At 60.5% G+C, this 22,335-nt stretch carries 20 protein-coding genes, 1 other RNA gene and 3 pseudogenes; 14 read left to right on the top strand and 10 right to left on the bottom strand.

What is annotated here, in order from left to right; all coding sequences use genetic code 11:
• Positions 1–29: 29 nt before the first annotated feature.
• The gene (locus AC1DH9_RS07205) at positions 30–479 is read right to left on the bottom strand and encodes an EVE domain-containing protein (RefSeq protein ID WP_427538736.1); all 450 of its coding nucleotides are present in this window, start codon (positions 477–479) and stop codon (positions 30–32) included.
• Between the two features lie 356 nt (positions 480–835).
• Between AC1DH9_RS07205 and AC1DH9_RS07200 the strand changes: the two genes are divergently transcribed.
• Positions 836–994 carry a hypothetical protein gene (locus AC1DH9_RS07200; protein WP_178098566.1) on the top strand — a complete coding sequence of 53 codons (159 nt, stop codon included), beginning with the start codon at positions 836–838 and terminating at the stop codon, positions 992–994.
• Positions 995–1,036: 42 nt separating this feature from the next.
• Here AC1DH9_RS07200 and AC1DH9_RS07195 read toward each other — a convergent pair whose 3' ends face one another.
• From AC1DH9_RS07195 to AC1DH9_RS07180, 4 genes are all read right to left on the bottom strand, one after another.
• A complete protein-coding gene (locus AC1DH9_RS07195) occupies positions 1,037–1,642 on the bottom strand; it encodes a 5-formyltetrahydrofolate cyclo-ligase (protein ID WP_103317899.1) in 606 nt (201 codons plus the stop codon).
• A gap of 88 nt (positions 1,643–1,730) precedes the next feature.
• A non-coding RNA gene (gene ssrS / locus AC1DH9_RS07190) (6S RNA) lies at positions 1,731–1,909 on the bottom strand.
• A gap of 30 nt (positions 1,910–1,939) precedes the next feature.
• The gene (locus AC1DH9_RS07185) at positions 1,940–2,257 is read right to left on the bottom strand and encodes a cell division protein ZapA (RefSeq protein WP_019694181.1); all 318 of its coding nucleotides are present in this window, start codon (positions 2,255–2,257) and stop codon (positions 1,940–1,942) included.
• On the bottom strand, positions 2,254–2,463 hold the full coding sequence (locus tag AC1DH9_RS07180) for a TIGR02449 family protein (RefSeq protein WP_007982902.1): 210 nt from the start codon (positions 2,461–2,463) through the stop codon (positions 2,254–2,256). The genes AC1DH9_RS07185 and AC1DH9_RS07180 overlap by 4 nt, the downstream gene beginning before the upstream one ends.
• Positions 2,464–2,591: 128 nt before the next feature.
• Between AC1DH9_RS07180 and AC1DH9_RS07175 the strand changes: the two genes are divergently transcribed.
• From AC1DH9_RS07175 to gcvH, 9 genes and pseudogenes are all read left to right on the top strand, one after another.
• Positions 2,592–3,152, top strand: coding sequence for a YecA/YgfB family protein (locus AC1DH9_RS07175; RefSeq protein ID WP_477807980.1), 561 nt, complete (start codon positions 2,592–2,594; stop codon positions 3,150–3,152).
• Positions 3,153–3,179: 27 nt separating this feature from the next.
• Complete coding sequence (gene pepP / locus AC1DH9_RS07170; RefSeq protein WP_427538729.1) at positions 3,180–4,514, top strand: Xaa-Pro aminopeptidase; 1,335 nt, start codon at positions 3,180–3,182, stop codon at positions 4,512–4,514.
• Positions 4,511–5,191: pseudogene (locus AC1DH9_RS07165) on the top strand (FAD-dependent monooxygenase); the annotation flags it as partial. The gene pepP and the pseudogene AC1DH9_RS07165, both read left to right, overlap by 4 nt.
• A 2-nt stretch (positions 5,192–5,193) precedes the next feature.
• Positions 5,194–5,397 (top strand): annotated as a pseudogene (locus tag AC1DH9_RS07160) (2-octaprenyl-6-methoxyphenyl hydroxylase); the annotation flags it as partial.
• A gap of 106 nt (positions 5,398–5,503) precedes the next feature.
• Positions 5,504–6,721: a 2-octaprenyl-3-methyl-6-methoxy-1,4-benzoquinol hydroxylase gene (locus tag AC1DH9_RS07155; protein ID WP_427538948.1), complete on the top strand. Its 1,218-nt coding sequence runs from the start codon at positions 5,504–5,506 to the stop codon at positions 6,719–6,721.
• A gap of 235 nt (positions 6,722–6,956) precedes the next feature.
• Positions 6,957–7,958 (top strand): extracellular solute-binding protein, encoded by a 1,002-nt coding sequence (locus tag AC1DH9_RS07150; protein ID WP_477807979.1) that lies wholly within the window; start codon positions 6,957–6,959, stop codon positions 7,956–7,958.
• A 200-nt stretch (positions 7,959–8,158) separates the two neighbouring features.
• Positions 8,159–9,775, top strand: a complete 1,617-nt coding sequence (locus AC1DH9_RS07145) for an ABC transporter permease (RefSeq protein ID WP_427538720.1) — start codon at positions 8,159–8,161, stop codon at positions 9,773–9,775.
• Between the two features lie 155 nt (positions 9,776–9,930).
• The gene (gcvT, locus tag AC1DH9_RS07140; RefSeq protein ID WP_427538717.1) at positions 9,931–11,013 is read left to right on the top strand and encodes a glycine cleavage system aminomethyltransferase GcvT; all 1,083 of its coding nucleotides are present in this window, start codon (positions 9,931–9,933) and stop codon (positions 11,011–11,013) included.
• A 51-nt stretch (positions 11,014–11,064) separates the two neighbouring features.
• Complete coding sequence (gcvH, locus tag AC1DH9_RS07135) at positions 11,065–11,448, top strand: glycine cleavage system protein GcvH (protein ID WP_477807978.1); 384 nt, start codon at positions 11,065–11,067, stop codon at positions 11,446–11,448.
• A gap of 55 nt (positions 11,449–11,503) precedes the next feature.
• On the opposite strand, the gene AC1DH9_RS07130 is transcribed toward gcvH, so the two are convergent.
• On the bottom strand, positions 11,504–12,646 hold the full coding sequence (locus AC1DH9_RS07130) for a DegT/DnrJ/EryC1/StrS family aminotransferase (RefSeq protein WP_427538711.1): 1,143 nt from the start codon (positions 12,644–12,646) through the stop codon (positions 11,504–11,506).
• Positions 12,647–12,800: 154 nt separating this feature from the next.
• Between AC1DH9_RS07130 and gcvP the strand changes: the two genes are divergently transcribed.
• Positions 12,801–15,674 carry an aminomethyl-transferring glycine dehydrogenase gene (gene gcvP, locus AC1DH9_RS07125; RefSeq protein ID WP_477807977.1) on the top strand — a complete coding sequence of 958 codons (2,874 nt, stop codon included), beginning with the start codon at positions 12,801–12,803 and terminating at the stop codon, positions 15,672–15,674.
• Between the two features lie 135 nt (positions 15,675–15,809).
• On the opposite strand, the gene AC1DH9_RS07120 is transcribed toward gcvP, so the two are convergent.
• The 3 genes from AC1DH9_RS07120 to AC1DH9_RS07110 form a co-directional block, all read right to left on the bottom strand.
• On the bottom strand, positions 15,810–16,148 hold the full coding sequence (locus AC1DH9_RS07120; RefSeq protein WP_477807976.1) for a DUF2388 domain-containing protein: 339 nt from the start codon (positions 16,146–16,148) through the stop codon (positions 15,810–15,812).
• A 98-nt stretch (positions 16,149–16,246) separates the two neighbouring features.
• Entirely contained in the window at positions 16,247–18,028 is a 1,782-nt protein-coding gene (gene tfpB, locus AC1DH9_RS07115) for a type IV pilus assembly ATPase TfpB (protein ID WP_477807975.1), read from the bottom strand.
• Between the two features lie 140 nt (positions 18,029–18,168).
• Positions 18,169–18,507 carry a hypothetical protein gene (locus tag AC1DH9_RS07110; RefSeq protein ID WP_427538699.1) on the bottom strand — a complete coding sequence of 113 codons (339 nt, stop codon included), beginning with the start codon at positions 18,505–18,507 and terminating at the stop codon, positions 18,169–18,171.
• A gap of 125 nt (positions 18,508–18,632) precedes the next feature.
• Here AC1DH9_RS07110 and AC1DH9_RS07105 point away from each other — a divergent pair.
• Positions 18,633–18,872: pseudogene (locus AC1DH9_RS07105) on the top strand (Lrp/AsnC family transcriptional regulator); the annotation flags it as partial.
• Between the two features lie 149 nt (positions 18,873–19,021).
• Here AC1DH9_RS07105 and AC1DH9_RS07100 read toward each other — a convergent pair.
• Complete coding sequence (locus tag AC1DH9_RS07100; RefSeq protein WP_427538696.1) at positions 19,022–20,389, bottom strand: CYTH domain-containing protein; 1,368 nt, start codon at positions 20,387–20,389, stop codon at positions 19,022–19,024.
• Positions 20,390–20,547: 158 nt separating this feature from the next.
• On the opposite strand from AC1DH9_RS07100, the gene argE reads away from it, so the two are divergent.
• Together argE and argA are read left to right on the top strand one after the other, a co-directional pair.
• Positions 20,548–21,696 (top strand): acetylornithine deacetylase, encoded by a 1,149-nt coding sequence (gene argE, locus AC1DH9_RS07095; RefSeq protein ID WP_427538693.1) that lies wholly within the window; start codon positions 20,548–20,550, stop codon positions 21,694–21,696.
• Between the two features lie 138 nt (positions 21,697–21,834).
• A partial coding sequence (argA, locus tag AC1DH9_RS07090) for an amino-acid N-acetyltransferase (protein ID WP_477807974.1) occupies positions 21,835–22,335 on the top strand: 501 nt, incomplete at its 3' end.

Below are 22,335 nucleotides of genomic sequence, written 5' to 3'. Positions count from 1 at the left end.
GACCAGGTGGCCGGCCGGTTCTGCATTATTTAGCGCAGGTCGAGCACCGCCGCCCATTGCTCGGCGGTCACCGGCATCACTGACAATCGCGAACCTTTCTGTACCAGCGGCATCTCCGACAGTGCCGTCTGCAGTTTCAGATAGTCGAGCTTCAGCACTTTGGGAAATGTCTCGACGTGACCCACATTGATCGCGCTCCAGGCATTTTTCTCAGGCGTGGCCTTCGGGTCGAAGTAAACACTCTCCGGTTCCAGCGCCGTAGGGTCCGGGTACGCCGCTTCGATGATTCGCCCGATCCCGGCGATGCCCGGCTCGGGGCAGCTGGAGTGGTAAAAGAAGAACTCGTCGCCGACCGCCATGGCCCGCAGGAAGTTGCGTGCCTGATAGTTGCGAACGCCGTCCCAGCGGGCTTCGCCGAGCCTCTCCAGGTCATTGATCGAGAGCTCGTCAGGCTCGGATTTCATAAGCCAGTAGGCCATCTTTTTTTGCTCCGAAAGCGGTGGTCGGGAACGTTGTCCGGCGATTTTATGACAAACCGACGGTCGGTTGACGCCAGCGTTTGCGTGTCGCTTCACGTTACCGCAAAATGCCGGACTTTTAAGCGAGACGCGGCAAGCACGGCCTAGTAGCTCGTACGGCTGGTTCGTTAGTTCAAATTCGGATGCCAGAAGCCTATAGCCAAGGCGCTGCGACGAGTCATAGCCCGCTATGGCGAGGAACAGCAACGCCGGCTATGGGCTTCTGGCGCCGAAGTTGACTAACAGAACCAGCCACACGAGCTGCCGGCGCAACCGTTGCTGTCATCGTGTGCGACATGCCTTGAGGGGGGCAATCGATGAAACGCAAACCGGATTTACTGTGGATTTTAGTGATTGTGTTCGGCCTGGGCGTCGTAACCACGGGTTATGCGCAAAGCCTCTGGGCGAACAAGACTGATGCACCGATCGAAGTCGCGCAACAACAGAAACAACCTCTAAAGCCGCACAAGCGCTAAAACCGCTGCAAGCGACGCCGCTGATGGCAGTGGCGTCCAGATCTAATCCGCGAAATACCACTTCCTGTCAGTCACCGTTCCTTGCATCGGTACATCCCAGCTCGCTTGATCCAGTTTTTCGACTTTCTGGCATTCATGGGCCAGGCCCAGCAGCGTTGGTTTGCGCCAGGTCTTGCGACGCGCCAGATAGGCCAGGCTACGATCGTAGAAACCGCCCCCCATCCCCAGGCGCCCGCCGTGTTCATCAAAGCCGACCAACGGCAACAACACCAGGTCCAATGCCCAGACCTTGCGTTGCTTGGCCTGGTTGACCCGTGGTTCGAGAATGCGAAAGCGGTTAGGCCGCAGCTTTTCACCGGGGCGAATGCGCTGAAAGACCATCTTGGTTCGCGGCCAGGCGCTGAGTACGGGCAGGTAAGTCGCCTTGCCCCGGCGTTGAGCGGCGCGCAGCAGCAGGCGCGGATCGATTTCACCGTCGGTGGGCAGGTACAGGGAGATATGTTTTGCGCGGCGGAACAGCGGATGTTGCGCCAATTGCCGATACAGCCCGCGAGCGGCCTGGCGTTGCTCACTGTTGCTCAGTGCGCGCCGGGCCTGGCGTAGCATGCGTCGAAGTTGCGGGCGGGATAGCGGCGCAGGTTCGGTCATCGTCGTGGGCTGTTCGAGTGTCGAGGGCACCAGGCGGTGACATCGTAAAAAGCCGATGCCGGTAAAAAACCGGCATCGGCTTGAATCCAGGCTCCCCGGATGAACCGCTGTCGACTTAGCCCTTGAACCCGAAAGTTCAAGGTGGAAGATGCAGTAGGCTTTAAGGCTTTCCGTCTAGCGGACATGCACACCAGCCCAACGTGCAACTTCCAGGGTAGTGCGAATCGGCTCAGGGACATCGTCAACTGGCAAGCACCCCAGGGAGTGGCGCGAGTATACCGCAACCACCTTCGGGAATCAGCCCTTGCTGACATCCGGATCGGTGGCGAGCACCAGATCCACCCGATCAAGCAGATCACGCACCTGCTCGCGGGTCGAGCCACTGGCCTGTACATCGGGACGCTCTCGCGTATGCAACAGATCGTGGGTGATGTTCAGCGCGGCCATCACGGCGATGCGATCGGCGCCGATGACTTTGCCGCTGCTGCGGATTTCGCGCATCTTGCCGTCCAGGTAACGGGCGGCGCTCACCAGATTGCTGCGCTCTTCCTGGGGGCAAATGATCGAGTACTCTTTATCGAGGATCTGCACGGTAACGCTATTGCTTGAACTCATGAGTCTTGCTCCAGGGCCTTGAGGCGCGAAATCATCGATTCGACCTTACGCCGGGCGATTTCGTTTTTTTCAATGAGGTGCGCGCGTTCCTCGCGCCAGGTCTTTTCCTGAGCTAATAAGAGTCCGTTCTGGCTCTTAAGTTGCTCGACTCGGGTAATTAGCAGCTCGAGCCTGGCCATCAGCGCTTGCAAGTCGGTGTCTTCCATACGTGTTCCACAGGATTTGTCTGATGGGTGGTAACTGGCGGACAGCCTTTAATAGTCTTGGCGAGTCTGTCGATGTAGGATACAAGGCCTTCATTCTAGACATAGCGCCGCTTGGCGCCTAGCTGCCCATGCCCATTCAGAATTCTYCGTATCAAGCCTTCGCCACCCTGCTGAGTACCAGCGGCCATCCTGTCTCGCCTGCCGAACTGCACGGCCTGCTGCTCGGACGCAGTTGCGCTGGCGCGGGCTTTGAAGCCGATGGCTGGCTGGTCGATGCCTCCGAGCTGCTCGAAGGCGAACCACAAGACAACGTCCGCAACGCCCTGATCGGCCTGCAAGAGATGGTCAAGGGCGAGCTGACCAGCGACGACATGACCGTCGTTCTGCTGTTGCCGTCCGACGACGCACCGCTCACCGAACGTGCCGCCGCACTGGGCCAGTGGTGCCATGGCTTCCTCAGCGGTTTCGGCCTGAACTGCCGTGACAGCAGCATGCTGAGCGCTGAAGCCACCGAAGTCCTGCAGGATCTCGCGGCTATTGCTCAGGTGCAAGATGCGCTGGAAGAGTCCGACGACGGCGAAAGTGACTATATGGAAGTCATGGAGTACCTGCGGGTCGCGCCATTGCTGCTGTTCACCGAGACCAAGAAACCGGCGCAAGCCGCTGCTGCCAAACCTTCTCTGCACTGATCGTTTGCAAGGGACTTCCATCTGCCCATGATTCATATCCCTAAATCGGAATACACCCGCCGCCGCAAGGCGTTGATGGCGCAGATGGAACCCAACAGCATCGCAATCCTGCCGGCCGCCGCCGTGGCGATCCGCAATCGCGACGTCGAGCATGTTTACCGACAGGAGAGCAATTTCCAGTACCTCAGCGGTTTCCCCGAGCCTCAGGCCGTCATCGTGCTGATACCCGGTCGTGAGCATGGCGAATACATCCTGTTCTGCCGTGAACGCAACGCCGAACGTGAACTGTGGGACGGCCTGCGGGCCGGGCAGGAAGGCGCGATTCGCGATTTTGGTGCCGACGATGCCTTTCCGATCACCGACATCGACGACATCCTGCCGGGCCTGATCGAAGGTCGTGACCGGGTGTATTCAGCCATGGGCAGCAACCCGGAGTTCGACCGTCACCTGATGGAATGGATCAACGTGATCCGCTCCAAGGCGAACCTGGGCGCTCAACCACCGAACGAATTCGTTGCGCTGGATCATCTGCTGCACGACATGCGCCTGTATAAATCGGCGGCAGAAGTGAAGGTGATGCGCGAAGCCGCACGGATCTCCGCGCAGGCGCACATTCGTGCCATGCAGGCCAGCCGTGCCGGCTTGCATGAGTTCAGCCTGGAAGCCGAGCTTGATTACGAGTTCCGTAAAGGTGGGGCGAAAATGCCGGCATATGGTTCGATCGTCGCCGCCGGGCGCAACAGCTGCATCCTGCATTACCAGCAGAATGACGCGCTGCTCAAGGACGGCGATCTGGTGCTGATCGATGCCGGTTGCGAGATCGACTGTTACGCCAGCGACATCACCCGCACCTGGCCGGTCAACGGCAAGTATTCGCCGGAACAGAAGGCGATCTACGAGTTGGTGCTGGAAGCGCAAGCCGCCGCGTTTGCCCAGATCGCTCCCAACAAGCACTGGAACCAGGCGCACGAGGCGACGGTTCAAGTGATTACTGCTGGCCTGGTGAAGCTCGGTTTGTTGCAGGGCGATGTCGATGAGTTGATCGCCAGCGAAGCCTACAAGGCGTTTTACATGCATCGGGCCGGCCATTGGCTGGGCATGGATGTGCATGACGTCGGCGAGTACAAGGTCGGCGGTGAATGGCGGGTGCTGGAAGTCGGCATGGCGCTGACCGTCGAGCCGGGTATCTATATTGCCCCGGGCAATCTGAACGTGGCGAAGAAATGGCGCGGCATTGGCGTGCGCATCGAGGATGACGTGGTGGTAACCAAACAGGGCTGTGAAATTCTGACCAGCGGCGTGCCGAGAACGGTCGCCGAGATCGAGGCCTTGATGGCCGCTGCACGGACCCAGGCGGCATGAGCCGAGTCAATCTGGCAATTATCGGTGGCGGTCTGGTGGGCGCCAGCCTGGCGTTGGCCTTGCAGGCCGGTGCCCGCGCCCGCGGCTGGAAGATCGTGCTGATCGAACCGTTCGCTCCCGGCGACGGCTACCAGCCAAGCTACGACGCGCGCTCTTCGGCGCTGTCTTTCGGCGCTCGGCAGATTTATCAGCGGTTGGGCGTGTGGCAGGAAATCTCCCGCCGCGCCGAGCCGATCAAACAGATCCATGTGTCCGACCGTGGACGCTTCTCCACCGCGCGACTGTCGGCCATGGAAGAGGGCGTTCCGGCCCTCGGCTACGTGGTGGAAAACGCCTGGCTGGGCCAATGCCTCTGGCAGGGGCTGGACAAGGACGTGATCAGTTGGCGTTGCCCGGCCGAAGTTACGCGCATGGAACCGCTGGAAGACGGCTACCGCCTGACCCTCAACGATGAAACCCTACTGGAGTGCGAACTCGCGGTGCTGGCCGATGGCGGTCGTTCGGGCTTGCGCGAGCAACTCGGGATCGGCGTCAAAAAGCGTCCGTACAACCAAAGTGCGTTGATCGCCAACATCACTCCCAGCGAAGCCCACAACGGCATGGCGTTCGAGCGCTTCACCGATGACGGCCCGATGGCCTTGCTGCCGCTGCCGGAAAACCGCTGCGCGCTGGTCTGGCCTTGCAGGCTTACCGCGAACGCCAGCGTTTGGACCAGAACCTCACCGTGGGCTTCTCCGATCAGGTCACCCGGTTGTTCGGCAGCACCCGGCCACTGGTTTCGCTGGGGCGCAACATCGGCCTGTTGGGCCTCGACCTGTTGCCGCCGGCCAAACGCTGGTTCGCCCGGCAAGCCATGGGGTTGGGAACACGCTCCGATGGCTGAGTGGTTACCCCGGTGTTTCGATACTCAGGACGGCGCGGGCAGCGTGGTCGATAAAACCCTTTACGTGCGGCTCAAGCCGCAAGCGAGACAGGCTTAAAGCATGGAAATGCGCGCAGATCTGCTGATTGTCGGGGCCGGAATGGTCGGGAGCGCGTTGGCGCTGGCGTTACAGGACAGCGGGCTGGAAGTCCTGCTGCTCGACGGCAGTCCCATGAGCGTCAAGCCCTTCGATGCGCAGTCGGCATTCGAGCCTCGAGTGAGCGCCTTGTCGGCCGCCAGTCAGCGGATCCTCGAGCGTCTGGGCGTGTGGGACGGTGTCGTCAGCCGGCGTAGCAGCCCTTATACCGATATGCACGTCTGGGACGGCAGCGGCACCGGGCAGATTCATTTCTCGGCCTCCAGCGTCCACGCCGAGGCACTCGGGCATATCGTCGAAAACCGGGTGGTGCAGGATGCACTGCTTGATCGCCTGCATGATTGCGACCTCGGCCTGCTGGCCAATGCGCGCCTGGAGCAGATGCGCCGTTCCGGCGACGACTGGCTGCTGACCCTGGCCGATGGCCGCACGCTGCGTGCACCGTTGGTGATCGCGGCGGACGGTGGCAACTCTGCGGTGCGTCGTCTTACGGGTGTCGCGACCCGCGAGTGGGATTATCTGCATCACGCCATTGTCACCAGCGTTCGCTGCTCGCTGCCGCATCAGCTGACCGCCTGGCAGCGTTTTACCGACTACGGTCCATTGGCGTTCCTGCCCTTGGAGCGTGACGGTCAGCAAGACTGGTGCTCGATTGTCTGGTCGACCACCCCGAGCGAAGCCGAGCGTTTGATGGCGCTGGACGACGAAGGTTTTTGCCGTGAGCTGGAACGCGCCTTCGAAGGGCGTTTGGGCAGCGTGCTGAGCGCCGACCCGCGACTTTGCGTGCCGTTGCGTCAGCGTCACGCCAAGCGTTATGTGGCTGAGGGGCTGGCGCTGATCGGCGATGCCGCGCACACCATTCACCCGCTGGCCGGGCAGGGCGTCAACCTCGGTTTCCTCGATGCGGCGGTTCTGGCGGAAGTGCTGTTGCAGGCAGCCAGCCGTGGCGAGCGCCTGGCGGACGTGAAAGTCCTCAGCCGCTACGAGCGTCGACGCATGCCGCACAACCTGGCGTTGATGGCGGCGATGGAAGGTTTTGAGCGCTTGTTCCAGGCTGACCCTTTGCCGCTGCGCTGGTTGCGTAATACCGGGTTGAAAATGGTCGACCAGATGCCCGAAGCCAAGGCGCTGTTCGTGCGCGAAGCGCTTGGATTGATCGGGGATCTGCCAGAGCTGGCCAAGGCCTGACATTTTGTGTCGGAGCTGATGCCCTCATCGTCGGAACGCCGCCCGGAGCAAGCTCGCTCCCACAGGGGAGTGCATTCCAATGTGGGAGCGAGCCTGCTCGCGATKAGGGCGGCACATTCACCATCAACCCCTGATGGTGCAACATCTGGTAACTCCTCCAGGCCGTGATCGGTTGAGAAGCTAAATGTGAGTCCTTATCATTTCGACTCATTTTTGATTTCGAGAGACCGCTCCCATGTTGGCACCGAAGCGTCTACTGACAGCCCTCGCCCTGACCCTGATCGGCACCACTGCCCAGGCCGCCKACGAGGTGGTGGTCTACTCCTCGCGTATCGACGAGCTGATCAAACCGGTCTTCGATGCCTACACCCAAAAAACCGGCGTAAAGGTGAAATTCATCACCGACAAGGAAGCGCCGCTGATGCAGCGCATCAAGGCCGAAGGCCAGAACGCCACCGCCGACCTGCTGCTGACCGTCGATGCCGGCAACCTCTGGCAGGCCGAGCAAATGGGCATCCTGCAACCGTTCACCTCCAAGGTGATCGACACCAACATCCCGCTGCAATACCGCGCCGCGTCTCATGCCTGGACCGGCTTGAGCCTGCGGGCGCGGACCATCGCCTATTCCACCGACCGGGTAAAACCCTCGGACCTCAGCACTTATGAAGCGTTGGCCGACAAGCAGTGGGAAGGTCGGCTGTGCCTGCGTACCGCGAAGAAGGTCTACAACCAGTCGTTGACCGCGACCCTGATCGAAACCCACGGTGCCGAAAAAACCGAAGAGATCCTCAAGGGTTGGGTGCGCAACCTGTCCACTGACGTGTTCTCTGACGACATCGCCGTACTGCACGCTATCAGCGCCGGGCAATGCGACGTCGGTATCGTCAACACGTACTACTACGGCCGTCTGCACCAGCAGAAGCCGGACCTGCCGGTCAAGCTGTTCTGGCCGAACCAGGCTGACCGCGGCGTACACGTGAACCTGTCGGGCATTGGCCTGACCAAACACGCCCCGCACCCGGAAGCCGCCAAGGCGCTGGTGGAATGGATGACCACACCTGAAGCGCAAAAGATCTTCGCCGACGTTAACCAGGAATTCCCGGCCAACCCGACGGTGAAACCGTCCGCGGAAGTCGAAGCCTGGGGCACGTTTAAACCGGACACCCTGCCGGTTGAAGTGGCGGGTCTGCGTCAGGCAGAAGCCATTCGCCTGATGGACCGCGCCGGTTGGAACTGACTCGTGGCGAGGGAGCTTGCTCCCGCTCGGCCGCGAAGCGGTCGTAATCCGGCAATCGAGTTCCACCTGAATATTCGCGGTGGCTGATTTTAGGGTCGCTTCGCCCAAGCGCGGACAGACCCCGCGGGAGCAAGCTCCCTCGCCACAATATGAAGCTGGCTGTATTACTGCGTCGGCTCCGCACTTTTTAGAGACTTTCCTTGGCCCATCCCGCCCAACGCCGTTGGTAYCCGCTGGTTTTCGTCGTTGCCGCCCTGGTGCTGCTGCCGCTGAGTGTGTTGCTGCTGTCATGGCAAGCTGTCGACCTGCAGATCTGGTCGCACCTGTGGGACACCCAGATGCCGCGCCTGCTGGGCAACACCCTGACGCTGATCCTCGGCGTCGGGGTGGGTGTCACGCTGTTGGGCGTGAGCCTGGCGTGGTTGACCAGCCTCTGCGAATTCCCCGGACAACGTTGGCTGGATTGGGCGCTGATGCTGCCGTTTGCGATCCCGGCTTATGTGCTGGCGTTCGTTTACGTCGGACTGCTGGATTTCGCCGGTCCTGTGCAAACCCTGCTTCGCGAGTGGTTTGGCAGCGGCTTGCGATTGCCGCGCGTGCGCTCCACCGGTGGGGTGATTCTGGTATTGGTGCTGGTGTTCTATCCCTACGTCTACTTGCTGGCGCGCACGGCGTTTCTGGCCCAGGGCAAAGGCCTGATGGAGGCTGCGCGCGTGCTCGGCCAATCACCGTGGCAAGCATTCTGGCGCGTGGCCTTGCCGATGGCCCGGCCAGCGATTGGAGCGGGTGTTGCTCTGGCGTTGATGGAGACGCTGGCGGATTTCGGGGCGGTATCGGTGTTCAACTTCGATACCTTCACCACGGCGATTTACAAAACCTGGTATGGCTTCTTCAGCCTGTCGAGCGCTGCACAACTGGCCAGCCTGTTGCTGTTGGTGGTGATGTTGCTGCTGTACGGCGAGCGCCGTGCGCGTGGCGCCAGTCGGGCGAGTAACGAGCGGCCACGGGGCCGGGCGCTTTATCACCTGCGCGGGTTCAAGGCTGTGGCCGCCAGCAGCTGGTGCGGGCTGGTGTTTGCCTGCGCCTTTGTCATTCCATTGCTGCAACTGGTGGCGTGGTTCTGGCAGCGCGGGCGCTTCGATCTGGATGAGCGTTACGCCGGGCTGATCATCCATACGTTGTACCTGGGCGCCATGGCGGCGCTGATCACCGTCAGCGTCGCGCTGGTGTTGGCGTTTGCCCGGCGCCTGGCACCGACCCGGATGATTCGCTCCGGAGTCAGCCTGGCCAACATCGGCTACGCCTTGCCCGGTTCGGTGCTGGCGGTATCGATCATGCTGGCGTTCAGTTACCTGGACCGTGAGCTGGTGGTGCCGCTGTCGGGCTGGCTTGGCGGCGCGGGCAAACCGTTGCTGCTGGGCAGTCTGTCGGCGCTGTTGCTGGCGTATCTGGTGCGCTTTATCGCGGTGGCGTACGGGCCGTTGGAAAATAGCCTGGCGCGAATCCGTCCGTCGTTGCCAGAAGCTGCACGCTGTTTGGGTGTCAGTGGGCCACGACTGTTTTTCAAGGTGTATCTGCCGTTGTTGCTGCCCGGAACGTTGAGCGCAGTGCTGCTGGTGTTCGTCGACGTGCTCAAGGAAATGCCCGCGACCTTGCTGATGCGCCCGTTTGGCTGGGACACGCTGGCGGTGCGGATCTTTGAAATGACCAGCGAAGGCGAGTGGGCACGGGCGTCGTTGCCGGCGCTGACACTGATTCTGGTGGGCCTGTTACCCGTCATCGGCTTGATTCGACGTTCGGCACATCAAAACGGCTAGGTGCCAGTCCTACACCTTGCGGCTACAATGCGCGGCATTCGGTGCGGATCGTCCTTCAGACCGGGTCGCTGAAATAGGCTGAAAGCCTTCTACTTCAAGGCTTTCAACCATACAGCGCCTGTCCGTACCTTCGCCACGCCCGGAAGGAGAAACCCATGGGACAGCGTACGCCTCTGTATGACCTTCATCTCGCACTTGGCGCGAAGATGGTCGATTTTGGCGGTTGGGATATGCCATTGCATTACGGCTCACAGGTCGAGGAACACCATCAGGTGCGCCGCGACTGTGGGGTTTTCGATGTCTCCCATATGACCGTAATCGATGTCAGCGGCCCTCAGGCCAAGGCCTGGCTCCAGCATTTGCTGGCCAATGATGTCGAACGTCTGCACAGCGTCGGCCGTGCCTTGTACAGCACCATGCTCAATGAGCGGGGCGGGGTGGTCGACGACATGATCGTTTATCGCCTGGAAGACGCTTACCGCCTGGTGGTGAACGCCGCCACCCGTGATCAGGACATGGCCTGGATGCAGGCCCAGCTCGGCGACTATCAGGTACAACTGCACGAGCGTAGCGAGTTGGCGATGCTGGCGATTCAAGGTCCGCAGGCGCGGCAAAAGATCGCCGAACTGGTGACCCAGTCCCGTGGCACGCTGATCCAGCAGCTCAAACCGTTTGAAGGTCAGTGTGACGGTGACTGGTTCATCGCCCGTACCGGTTACACCGGTGAAGACGGTCTGGAGATTGCCCTGCCGGCCGATCAGGCGCCGGGATTCTTCAATGATCTGGTGGGTGCAGGCATATCGCCGATAGGCCTCGGCGCTCGTGACACGCTGCGTCTTGAGGCCGGGATGAACCTCTACGGCCAGGACATTCATCAGGATGTCTCACCGCTGGCTTCCAATATGGCCTGGAGCATTGCCTGGGAACCGGCCACTCGTCAGTTCATCGGCCGCGCAGCGCTGGAGGCTGAACGGGCCGCCGGGGTGAAGCAAAAACTGGTTGGTCTGGTGCTCGAAGAGCGTGGGGTTTTACGTGCCCATCAGGTGGTTCGCATCGCTGATGTTGGCGAAGGGGAGATCACCAGTGGTAGTTTCTCTCCTACGCTTAGCAAATCGATTGCCTTGGCACGGGTGCCGATGGCGACCGCCGACCGGGCTGAAGTGGAAATTCGTGGCAAGTGGTACCCGGTTCGGGTGGTCAAACCGACCTTCGTACGACACGGCAAAACCCTGATCTAACTTTCTCTGGCGGGCCAGCACCGCTGACATTTCTTCTTGAGGATACAGAACATGAGCGATATCCCTACCGACCTGCGTTTTGCCGAAAGTCACGAGTGGGCGCGTCTGGATGAAGATGGCGGCGTAAAAGTCGGCATTTCAGACCATGCTCAGGAAGCTTTGGGCGATGTGGTGTTCGTCGAGCTGCCGGAAATCGGCAAAGTCTTCGCTGCCGGTGAAGCTGCGGGCGTAGTCGAGTCGGTCAAGGCGGCTTCGGATATCTACTCGCCGGTCTCCGGTACAGTCATCGCCGTTAACGAAGAGTTGGYCAACAGCCCGGAGCTGGTCAACAGCGCGCCATACGACAGCTGGTTCTTCAAACTCGAGCCGACTGATACCTCTGAGCTGGACAAGTTGCTCGACCCTACAGGCTACAAGCACGCCATCGGCGAGTAATTGCTGCCGGAAATGAAAAAGYCTCGAGTGATCGAGGCTTTTTTGTGGGCGCGATTTACGCGTTTTGCAATACAGTCTTCACCGCGGCCACTGAACGCTCTACATCGCTTTTGCTCATGGCCGTGAACATCGGCAGCGAGACGATCAGGCGACCGACACGCTCGGACACCGGGAACATGCCTTCCTTGAAACCGCGTTCGCGGTAAAGGCTCAGCAGGTGGATCGGCGGGTAGTGGTAGCCGATGCCGACGCCCAGTTCCTGCATTTGCTCCATGAAGGTCGCGCGGGCCGGTTTGCCGTCCTTGCGCTCTGGCAACACCAGCTGGAACAAGTGCCAGTTGCTGTTGGTGAAGTCTGCCGGTGGCAGCTGCGCACCGTATTTGGCTTCGAAATCGCTGCCGAAGCAGGCGAAGTAGTGCTTGGCCAGTTCACGGCGGTGAGCGGTGATGGCTTCAATGTGGGCGAACTGGCCCAGGCCAATGGCTGCTGCCACGTCGGTCATGTTGAACTTGCCGCCCAGCACATCGACATCCAGGCCGTCGAAGCCGGTACGGGTCACGCCTTGCAGGCGATATTTCTCGGCCAGGCGCACTTCTTCAGCGTTGTTCAGAACCAGGCAACCACCTTCCGAGGAGGTGACGTTCTTGTTCGCCTGGAAGCTGAACGACACGAAGTCGCCGGTGGAGCCGATGCGCTGACCATTCCAGCTCGAACCCAATGCCTGGGCGGCGTCTTCGATAATGCGCAGGCCGTGTTTCTTGGCGATCGCGTACAGGCGGCTCATGTCCACCGGCAATCCGGCGAGGAACACCGGGATAATGGCCTTGGTACGCGGGGTAATGGCAGCTTCGAGCTGGTCCAGATCGATATTGCGGGTGATCGGGTCGATGTCGGCGAACACCGGGGTGGCGCCGACTTCGAGAATCACGTTAGCCGTGGCGACCCAGGAAATCGGCGTGGTGATGACTTCGTCACCGGCACCGATCCCGGCGATGCGCAGGGCGATCTCCATGGTGCAGGTCCCGGAGTTGAACGTGCGCACCGGACGGCCGCCAAAAAACTCCGAGAGCTGGGCTTCGAACGCCTGCACCTTGGGCCCGCTGGTGATCCAGCCGGAGCGCAAGACATCGCCGACAGCGGCAATTGTGGCTTCATCGATAGTAGGTTTGGAAAACGGCAGAAAAGGCAGTTGGCTCATGACGATCAGTGCACCCGATTGGCTGACGGTAGATATATGCGCCGCACATGATGAGCCTGATTGAGCAAAGACGCCATGCCGAGTGCACAGGGGGAGCTATGCTGCTTTGATCGAGTTGCATCGACGTTGAGCGCCATTCAAGAGAGAGCCCGTCATGTCCCAGTTGCCATCCTTGAGCCAGTTACGAGATCCGAATGCCTTTCTGCGGCGCCACCTGGGGCCGGACACCGCCGAGCAGCAGGCGATGCTCGACAGCCTCGGGCTCGGCAGCCGCGTCGAACTCATCGAGCAGACGGTGCCGCCGGGAATTCGCCTCAATCGCGTACTGGACTTGCCGCCTGCGCTCGATGAAGAGGCCGCGTTGGCAAAGCTGCGCGGCTATGCCGAACAGAATCAGGTCTGGACCAGCCTGATCGGCATGGGTTACCACGGCACCCTGACACCTGCGGTGATCTTGCGCAACGTGCTGGAAAATCCCGGTTGGTACACCGCTTACACGCCCTATCAGCCGGAAATTGCTCAGGGGCGACTCGAAGCACTGCTCAATTTCCAGCAATTGACCATCGACCTGACGGGCCTGGAACTGGCCAACGCCTCGTTGCTCGACGAAGCCACGGCAGCGGCCGAAGCCATGGCGCTGGCCAAGCGTGTCGCGAAGTCGAAAAGCAATCTGTTCTTCGTCGACGAGAACTGTCATCCACAAACCATTTCCGTGGTGAAGACCCGCGCTGAAGGCTTTGGCTTCGAGCTGATCGTCGACGCTGTGGATAACCTGAAACAGCATCAGGTATTCGGCGCGCTGCTGCAGTACCCCGATACCCATGGCGAAATCCGCGACCTGCGCCCGCTGATCGATCACTTGCATGCGCAGCAGGCGCTGGCCTGCGTTGCGGCTGATCTGCTGAGCCTGTTGTTGCTGACGCCGCCAGGTGAAATGGGCGCTGACGTGGTATTCGGCTCGTCCCAGCGCTTTGGTGTGCCGATGGGCTACGGCGGCCCTCACGCAGCGTTTTTCGCCAGCCGCGATGAATACAAACGAGCGATCCCCGGGCGGATCATCGGCGTTTCGAAAGATGCTCGCGGCAATGTCGCGTTGCGCATGGCCCTGCAAACCCGCGAGCAACACATCCGCCGCGAGAAGGCCAATTCGAACATCTGCACGGCCCAGGTGTTACTGGCCAATATCGCCAGTTTTTACGCGGTCTACCATGGCCCGCAGGGGCTTAAACGGATTGCGCAACGGGTACACCGGCTAACGTGCATTCTCGCCGCCGGGCTCGAGCGCAACGGCATCCCCCGGCTCAACCAGCATTTCTTCGACACCTTGACCCTGGAAGTCGGCGGCAGCCAGACCGCAATCATCGACAGCGCCAAAGCGGCGCAAATCAATTTGCGGATTCTTGGGCGCGGGCAGGTTGGCTTGAGTCTCGACGAGAGCTGTGATGAGCGCACCGTAGCGAAGCTGTTTGATGTGTTCCTGGGCGCCGATCACGGGCTTGATGTTGCCGAGCTGGATGGCGAGCCGCTGGTCTCCGGGGTTCCCGACAGCTTGTTGCGGACCACGTCGTATTTACGCCATCCAGTGTTCAACGCTCATCACAGCGAAACCGAGATGCTGCGTTACCTCAAGCAACTGGAGAACAAGGACCTGGCGCTCAACCAGTCGATGATTCCGCTGGGCTCCTGCACCATGAAGCTCAATGCCAGCAGCGAGATGATCCCGATCACCTGGCCAGCGTTCGCCAACCTGCACCCCTTTGCGCCGAGAGAGCAGGCGGTGGGTTATTCGCTGATGATCAGCGAACTGGAAAGCTGGCTCTGCGCGATCACCGGTTTTGATGCGATCTGCATGCAGCCCAACTCCGGCGCCCAAGGTGAATACGCCGGGTTGCTGKCGATCCGCAAATACCATGAAAGCCGTCAGCAAGGTGCACGGGACATCTGCCTGATTCCCGCTTCTGCCCATGGCACCAATCCGGCCTCGGCGCAGATGGCCGGGATGCGGGTGGTGATCGTCGACTGCGACGATGCCGGTAACGTCGACCTTGATGACTTGAAAGCCAAGGCGACGGCTGCCGGCGACAAGCTTTCCTGCCTGATGGCCACTTACCCTTCGACCCACGGGGTGTATGAAGAGGGCATCAGCGAAATCTGCGAAGTTATCCACAGCCACGGCGGCCAGGTGTACATGGATGGCGCCAACCTCAATGCGCAAGTCGGACTGGCTCGGCCGGCGGATATCGGCGCCGACGTTTCACACATGAACCTGCACAAGACCTTCTGCATTCCCCATGGCGGAGGCGGGCCGGGGATGGGGCCGATTGGCATACGGGCGCATTTGGCACCGTTCGTTGCCAATCACCCGGTGGTGCCGATCGAGGGGCCCCATCCGCAGAATGGCGCAGTCAGCGCGGCGCCCTGGGGCAGTGCGAGCATTTTGCCGATCAGCTGGATGTACATCGCGATGATGGGGCCGCAGTTGGCGGATGCCAGTGAAGTGGCGATTCTTTCGGCCAATTACCTGGCTAAACAGTTATCCGGTGCGTTTCCGGTGCTCTATACCGGGCGCAACGAGCGGGTGGCGCACGAATGCATCCTCGACTTGCGACCGCTCAAGGCGCAGACCGGTATCAGCGAAGAAGACGTTGCCAAGCGGCTGATGGATTACGGTTTCCATGCGCCGACCATGTCTTTCCCGGTGCCGGGAACGTTGATGGTCGAGCCTACTGAAAGCGAATCCAAGGCGGAACTGGATCGCTTTATCARCGCSATGCTGAGCATTCGCGCGGAAATTGCCGAGGTGCAGAATGGCAATTGGTCTGCCGAGGACAATCCGCTGAAACGCTCGCCGCATACGTTGGCGGACATTACCGGCGTCTGGGATCGGCCCTACAGCATCGAACAAGCGGTGACCCCGGATGCGCACACCAGGCTGCATAAATACTGGCCGACGGTGAACCGCGTGGACAACGTTTACGGGGATCGCAACCTGTTCTGCGCCTGCGTGCCGGTGGATGAATACCGCTGACATGCGTAAATCAAATAATGTGGGAGCGAGCCTGCTCGCGATGACGATGTAACAGACAGCAAAAATGTTGAATGTTATGACCCCAACGCGAGCAGGCTCGCTCCCACAGTGGATCGCATTTTTACAGCAACAGAATTATTCCGGGGCGACCGCGTTCTTGGCCAGGATTGCGTTGGCCAATTCCATGTCGGTAGCCTTCAAACCCGGATTGTCGGCACGGACTTTCTGCATGGCGGATTCCAGGTACGGACCACGGATATTGCCGTCACTGGCCACGAAGCTGCTGGCGTCGTCCTGAGCGGCGACGACCAGCTTGTGATCCCTGKAGGTCAGGTAGGTGGACGCGGTGGTCGCACCTGAGGAAATAACTTCTTGCAAGATGCCGTCATGGTCGTGGTCACGGCCATGGGCCATTGCTGAACCGATAGACAGGGAAAGCAAGGCAAACGTAGCGGCAGCAAGTTTAAAACGCATTATGGGTGACTCCAGTGGGATTTCTGGCAGGTTGGATTGCCAATACCCCAAACGAGTTCCGTAGCGTTCATCGGCGTGTTCGACCAGGATAACCCCCCCTATTTCTGCTCACTCTGCGGCGTCACTCGCAGCACCTCTTCAATTGTCGTCAGCCCCGCCGCGACTTTTTGTGCGCCCGACAGCCGCAGGCTGCGCATGCCTTCCTTGAACGCCTGGCGACGGACGGCGAGCAGGTCGGTGTCGGGGTTGATCAGGGCTTTGACGCTGTCGGTCATTTGCATGATTTCGTAGACCCCGGCGCGTCCGCGATAACCGGTGTCGCGACACTCCAGGCAGCCAATCGCACGTTGGGCGTTGCCTGGCAGCGGTGCTTGCCAGGGACGGGTCAAAGTTTGCCAATCGTCTTCGCCCAGCGTCAGCGGTGCCTTGCAATGCGGGCATAGCGTGCGGACCAGACGTTGTGCCATGACTCCCAGCAGGGTGGCTTTGATCAGGTAATGCGGCACGCCGAGTTCCAGTAAGCGGCTGATGGCGCTCGGTGCGTCGTTGGTGTGCAGGGTCGACAACACCAGGTGCCCGGTGAGTGCCGCCTGAATAGCCATTTCGGCGGTTTCGAGGTCGCGGATCTCGCCGATCATGATGATGTCCGGATCTTGTCGCATCAGTGCGCGCACACCGCTGGCAAAGGTCAGGTCGATGTTGTGCTGGACCTGCATCTGATTGAACGCCGGCTCGACCATTTCGATCGGGTCTTCGATGGTGCAGAGGTTGACCTCTGGCGTCGCGAGTTTTTTCAGCGTGGTGTAGAGCGTGCTGGTCTTGCCCGAACCGGTCGGCCCGGTGACCAGAATGATGCCGTTGGGCTGGCGGGTCATGTCCTGCCAGCGGCGCAGGTCATCGGCGGAAAACCCGAGCTGGTCGAAGTCCTTGAGCAGCACTTCCGGATCGAAGATCCGCATGACCATTTTTTCCCCGAATGCCGTGGGTAGCGTCGACAGCCGCAACTCTACTTCGCCGCCGTCCGGAGTTTTGGTCTTGACCCGGCCATCCTGGGGTTTGCGCTTTTCTGCAACGTTCATCCGCCCCAGGCTCTTCAGGCGACTGACGATCGCCATGGTCACCTGCGGTGGAAATTGATAGACGTTGTGCAATACGCCGTCGATGCGAAAGCGCACGGTGCCTTGTTCGCGCCGTGGTTCGATGTGGATATCACTGGCGCGTTGCTGGAAAGCRTACTGGAACAACCAGTCGACGATGTTGACGATGTGCGCGTCGTTGGCGTCCGGTTCCTGATCGCTGGCGCCGAGGTTGAGCAACTGTTCGAAGTTGCCCAGGGTGTTCATGTGCTGATCGGCATTGGTCGCGCCGCTGACCGATTTGGCCAGGCGGAAGAATTCCACGCTGAAGCGCTGGATATCCGCCGGGTTGGCCACTACCCGTTTGATCGGCAACTGTAGAACGTGGGTCAGGTCGGCTTCCCAGCTGCGCACATAAGGCTGCGCGCTAGCGACAGTGACGGCGTCGCGGTCGATCGCTACCGCGAGGATCTTGTGGCGCTGGGCAAAGGCGTAAGACATCAGCGAGGTAATTTGCGCGACGTTTATTTTCAGCGGGTCGATGCGCAAGTAAGGCTGGCCGGCCTGCTGCGAGAGCCACAGGGTCAGGCTTTCCAGATCCAGGCGTTTGCCGGGGCGGCTGAGGTCGTCGAGGTGTTGGCTGGCAAGGAACTCCAGCGGGTGCAACTGGCTGTTGCTGGCGTTGCGACGGGTGGTCAGCGCGTGCTCGGCCGAGTCCTGGCTGATGAAACCTTKGGCGACCAGTTCGCGTAGCAGGTCATTGAGATCCAGCCAGCGATCCTGAGTGGCGAGTTGAACGGACATCCGGGCTCCTTATGGAAACGATCCTGCACGTGCGGTGTAGACAGGTGCGTCTCTGACCACAGATGCCAAGAATAGTCCCCGCAAGGACCGACCGTTCGGTTGTCGGCCGATTCATCGTTGCGAGTCTTTACCGGAACGCTTCAGCCGGCGGCCTGTGCAGGCTGAACCCATTGCGAATCAGCCGCTTGCAGTTCCACCGAGCAGACACTGATCAGGTTACGTAATTTTTCCGCGATGACCTGGGCGCGGTGCCAGCTCAAGCCGTCCATGACGACACTGATCGACAGCAGGTCGTCGTCGCGCAGCACATTGACCTGCTGCGGAACCAGAAACTGCAATGCGAACAGATTCAGTGTCCGACACAACACGTCCGGCTCGGCCTCGGCCAGCAATTGGTAGTGCACGCGGCAATGGGCATTACTGACGTTCCACACATCGGCGCGGGTTGGGGTGTTGCTGACGGCTTCGAGCGGGGGCATGGTCGGTCTCCAAATCATTGGAGAAATTTTTACATTCGGTGCCGGGTATTTCTTATCTATGATGAGGCTAATTGGCTGTAAATCGAATTGTCCAATTCTCAGATAATGTTTTTACGGGTTTTTCTATGCATAGCGAACTTGACGCGTACGACCGACGGATTCTGGCGCTGCTGCAAGAGGACGCCTCACTTTCCAGTGCGCAGATTGCCGAGCAGGTCGGGCTATCGCAGTCGCCGTGCTGGCGGCGCATTCAGCGGATGAAGGAGGAGGGGGTTATTCGTGGGCAGGTGACCTTGCTCGATCGCAAGAAAATCGGCCTCAACACGCAAATTTTCGCCGAAATCAAACTCAACGCCCACGGGCGTTCGATTGCCGGTGTTGCGGGGTTAAAGCCTTGCGGTGAATGTGCGGGCCTCATCGCGGGCAAGCCTTGCTCCTACGGGTTATGTGCCAACCACCCAATGGTGATTTGCCGTACATACTGTAGGAGCAAAGCTTGCTCGCGATGGCGGTCTTACATACGCAACAACATCTTCCACGCGCGGTTCTGATACACCGCAATCGCCTGCTGCTTGCGTGCGTCCAGCACTTCGTCGGTGATCGGCTCGTTGGCCAGTTGCGCGAGTTTGTTCAGTTCACCGTACAGGCGATCCATTTCCGGGATGTCCAGCACGTTGCGGGCATGGTGCAGCCAGGCCTGGATGCGTTCAATACGCGGCAGTTGCTCGGCCAGGTCTTCCGGCTGTTGCTGATAGCGCTGCAATTGCAGGGACGTCGCTTCTTCGCCCAGCAGGCGCGGCAACCAGTTACCCAGTTGTGCAGCACCCTGGCGATTGCCGCGAACGTTGCGATCGGCAGTCCAGGTGCGGGCCAGCAACCAGCGCGAGGTGTTCAGCGAGAACTGGCCCCAGCGCGGGTCTTCGAGCTCTTCAAGGAACTGCTCCGGCGCGGCTTTGCGCACGTCTTCGTCGTCCAGACCTGCCTGAACCAGCGGGCGCCAGTCTTCCAGCAAGGCATCCAGCGCCACGCGCAAGTCGTGGGTCGACTGACGCGGAGCGGCTTGACCCAGGCTGCTGAGCAGTGCGCGCAATTCAGCCAGGTTTTCGACCCAGTCCTGCAGCAGGCGCCAGTGGCCGTTGAAGCGATACTGCTCGGCCAGACGCTGACTGCTGCCCAGCAAGTGCCAGCTCAATGCGGCGAACGCGTCGTCCAGCGGCATTTCGAAGGTCAGCTCCGGCGCTGGCAGGCTCAATGAATAGCTGTTGGCGTCGAACAGGCGGTAGCCGCGCTCGGCCTTGCTGATATCGCACGGCATCAGCGCCAGGGTCGCGGCCAGCTCGGCGGCCAGTTCCAGCAATGCCTCGGGCTCGCCTTCGCGTAGCTCCAGCTCCAGCTCGCAGATTTCTTCTTTCTGTTTGCCGGCAATCACGTTGCCCAGGTCCAGTGCGGCTTCGATGACCACTTTGGTCTTGCCACGGCCCCAGGCGATTTCTGCGCGTTCACGGACGAAATCAGTGGTGAAAATAGCCTTCAGGGTTTTCTTGTCCAGCTCGGCCAGCTCTTCGGGCCAGCATTCGCCGTCGAGTTTCTTCACGTCGAGCTTGGCTTTGGGCAGATTCCAGTCGTATTCGTTACGCTCGGACAGACCGGCGACACTGTGGCCACGGGTCTTGAGTGTTTGAATGACTTCTTCGCCATCGCGGCGCAGGCGCAGGGCGACCTTGGCGCGGGCCAGGTCACGTTCTGGCGTGTCGAAGTACTGGTTCATCAACTCACGGCGTTCCCAGCCACTTTTGTTACGTTTTTTCAGTAGCGGGTGCTCGCGCAGGGCGGCGAGGGTTTCGCGGCTGACGCGGAGTTTGATTTCGGTTTCTTTCTGCATGGCCGGAAAATCCAGGATCGGGAGCGCAGCCGGGGGAATGTGTGGCTGCCAAGGCCGTGCAGTGTACAGCACTCATTAAACCTACGCGCCGCGACGGTTTATTCCTGTCACAGGATGGCTCTATGATGAGTGTTCATCTTGGGAGTTGGGAGTCAGCGATGCCTTTGCCGTCCATGAAAGATCAGTTCGCTGCGCTGATCGCCGCACCGTCCGTCAGCTGTACCCAACCCAGCCTCGATCAATCCAATCGCGCGGTCATTGATTTGCTGGCGACCTGGCTCGGTGACCTGGGCTTTTCGTGCGATATCCAGCAAGTCAGTCCTGGCAAATTCAACTTGCTCGCCAGTTTTGGCAGTGGCCCCGGCGGGCTGGTACTGGCCGGGCACAGCGACACGGTGCCGTTCGACGGCGCGCTGTGGCAGACCGATCCGCTGAAACTGACCGAAGTCGACGGCCGCTGGGTCGGCCTCGGCAGTTGCGACATGAAGGGGTTTTTCGCGCTGGCCATCGAAGCCGTGTTGCCGCTGCTGGATAAACCGTTCAAGCAGCCACTGATGATCCTCGCCACCTGTGACGAAGAAAGCTCCATGGCGGGTGCCCGGGCGTTGGCGGCTGCCGGTCGGCCATTGGGCAGGGTAGCGGTGATCGGTGAGCCAACAGGCTTGAAACCGATCCGTCTGCATAAAGGCGTGATGATGGAGCGCATCGATATTCTCGGTCAGAGCGGCCATTCGTCCGATCCGCGCCTGGGCCATAGTGCTCTGGAGGCCATGCACGATGCGATGGGCGAGTTACGCGGCTTGCGCCTGCAATGGCAGCGCGAGTTTCGTAATCCGCAGTTCAGTGTGCCGCAACCGACACTGAATTTCGGCTGCATCCACGGTGGCGACAACCCGAACCGGATCTGCGGTCAATGCTCGCTGGAATTCGACCTGCGGCCCTTGCCAGGCATGGACCCGAACGCATTGCGTGCAGCGATCCGGCAGAAACTCGAACCGGTCGCCGAGCTCCATCAGGTCAAGATCGACTACGCTCCGCTGTTCCCTGAAGTGCCGCCTTTCGAGCAGGCGGCCGACTCGGAACTGGTGCAGGTCGCCGAAAGACTCACCGGCCACCTTGCCGAAGCAGTAGCGTTCGGCACTGAAGCGCCTTATCTTCAGCGTCTTGGCTGCGAGACAGTGGTGCTTGGCCCAGGTGATATCGCCTGCGCCCACCAACCAGGGGAATACCTTGAAATGTCACGTTTGCAGCCTACCGTGCATCTATTACGTCAACTGATCGAACACTACTGCCTGACCCCGGCTTGATAAATCCCGGGGCACCCAACCCGTATTCATGAGGAGAACGCGCGTGTCGCCAAGCCTGTTCCGACGATAACCACCAGCCCGCTGTGCGTTTTGCTTCGTCCTTTTTATCGGCTGCTATTTGTTACAGGCGCAGGTGTTATGCCCGAATACGTTAACTGGCTTCGTCACGCTTCCCCTTACATCAACGCTCACCGCGATTGCACCTTCGTCGTCATGCTGCCCGGCGACGGCGTCGAGCACCCGAACTTCGGCAATATCGTCCACGACCTGGTGCTGCTGCACAGCCTGGGTGTGCGGCTGGTATTGGTTCACGGTTCGCGTCCGCAAATTGAAACCCGTCTTGCCGCACGTGGCCTGACTCCGCATTACCACCACGGGATGCGCATCACCGATGCGGCGACCCTGGAGTGTGTGATCGATGCGGTGGGGCAACTGCGTATTGCCATCGAGGCGCGCCTGTCGATGGACATGGCGTCTTCGCCGATGCAGGGCTCGCGTCTGCGAGTGGCCGGCGGCAATCTGGTGACCGCACGGCCGATCGGTGTGCTCGAAGGTATCGATTATCACCACACCGGCGAAGTGCGTCGGGTCGACCGCAAGGGCATCAACCGTCTGCTGGATGAGCGCTCTATCGTATTG

Source organism: Pseudomonas sp. 05T35 (genome assembly GCF_056396605.1).
The sequence above is the reverse complement of the archived record's forward strand: the minus strand, read 5'-3'. Positions and strand labels throughout refer to the sequence as shown.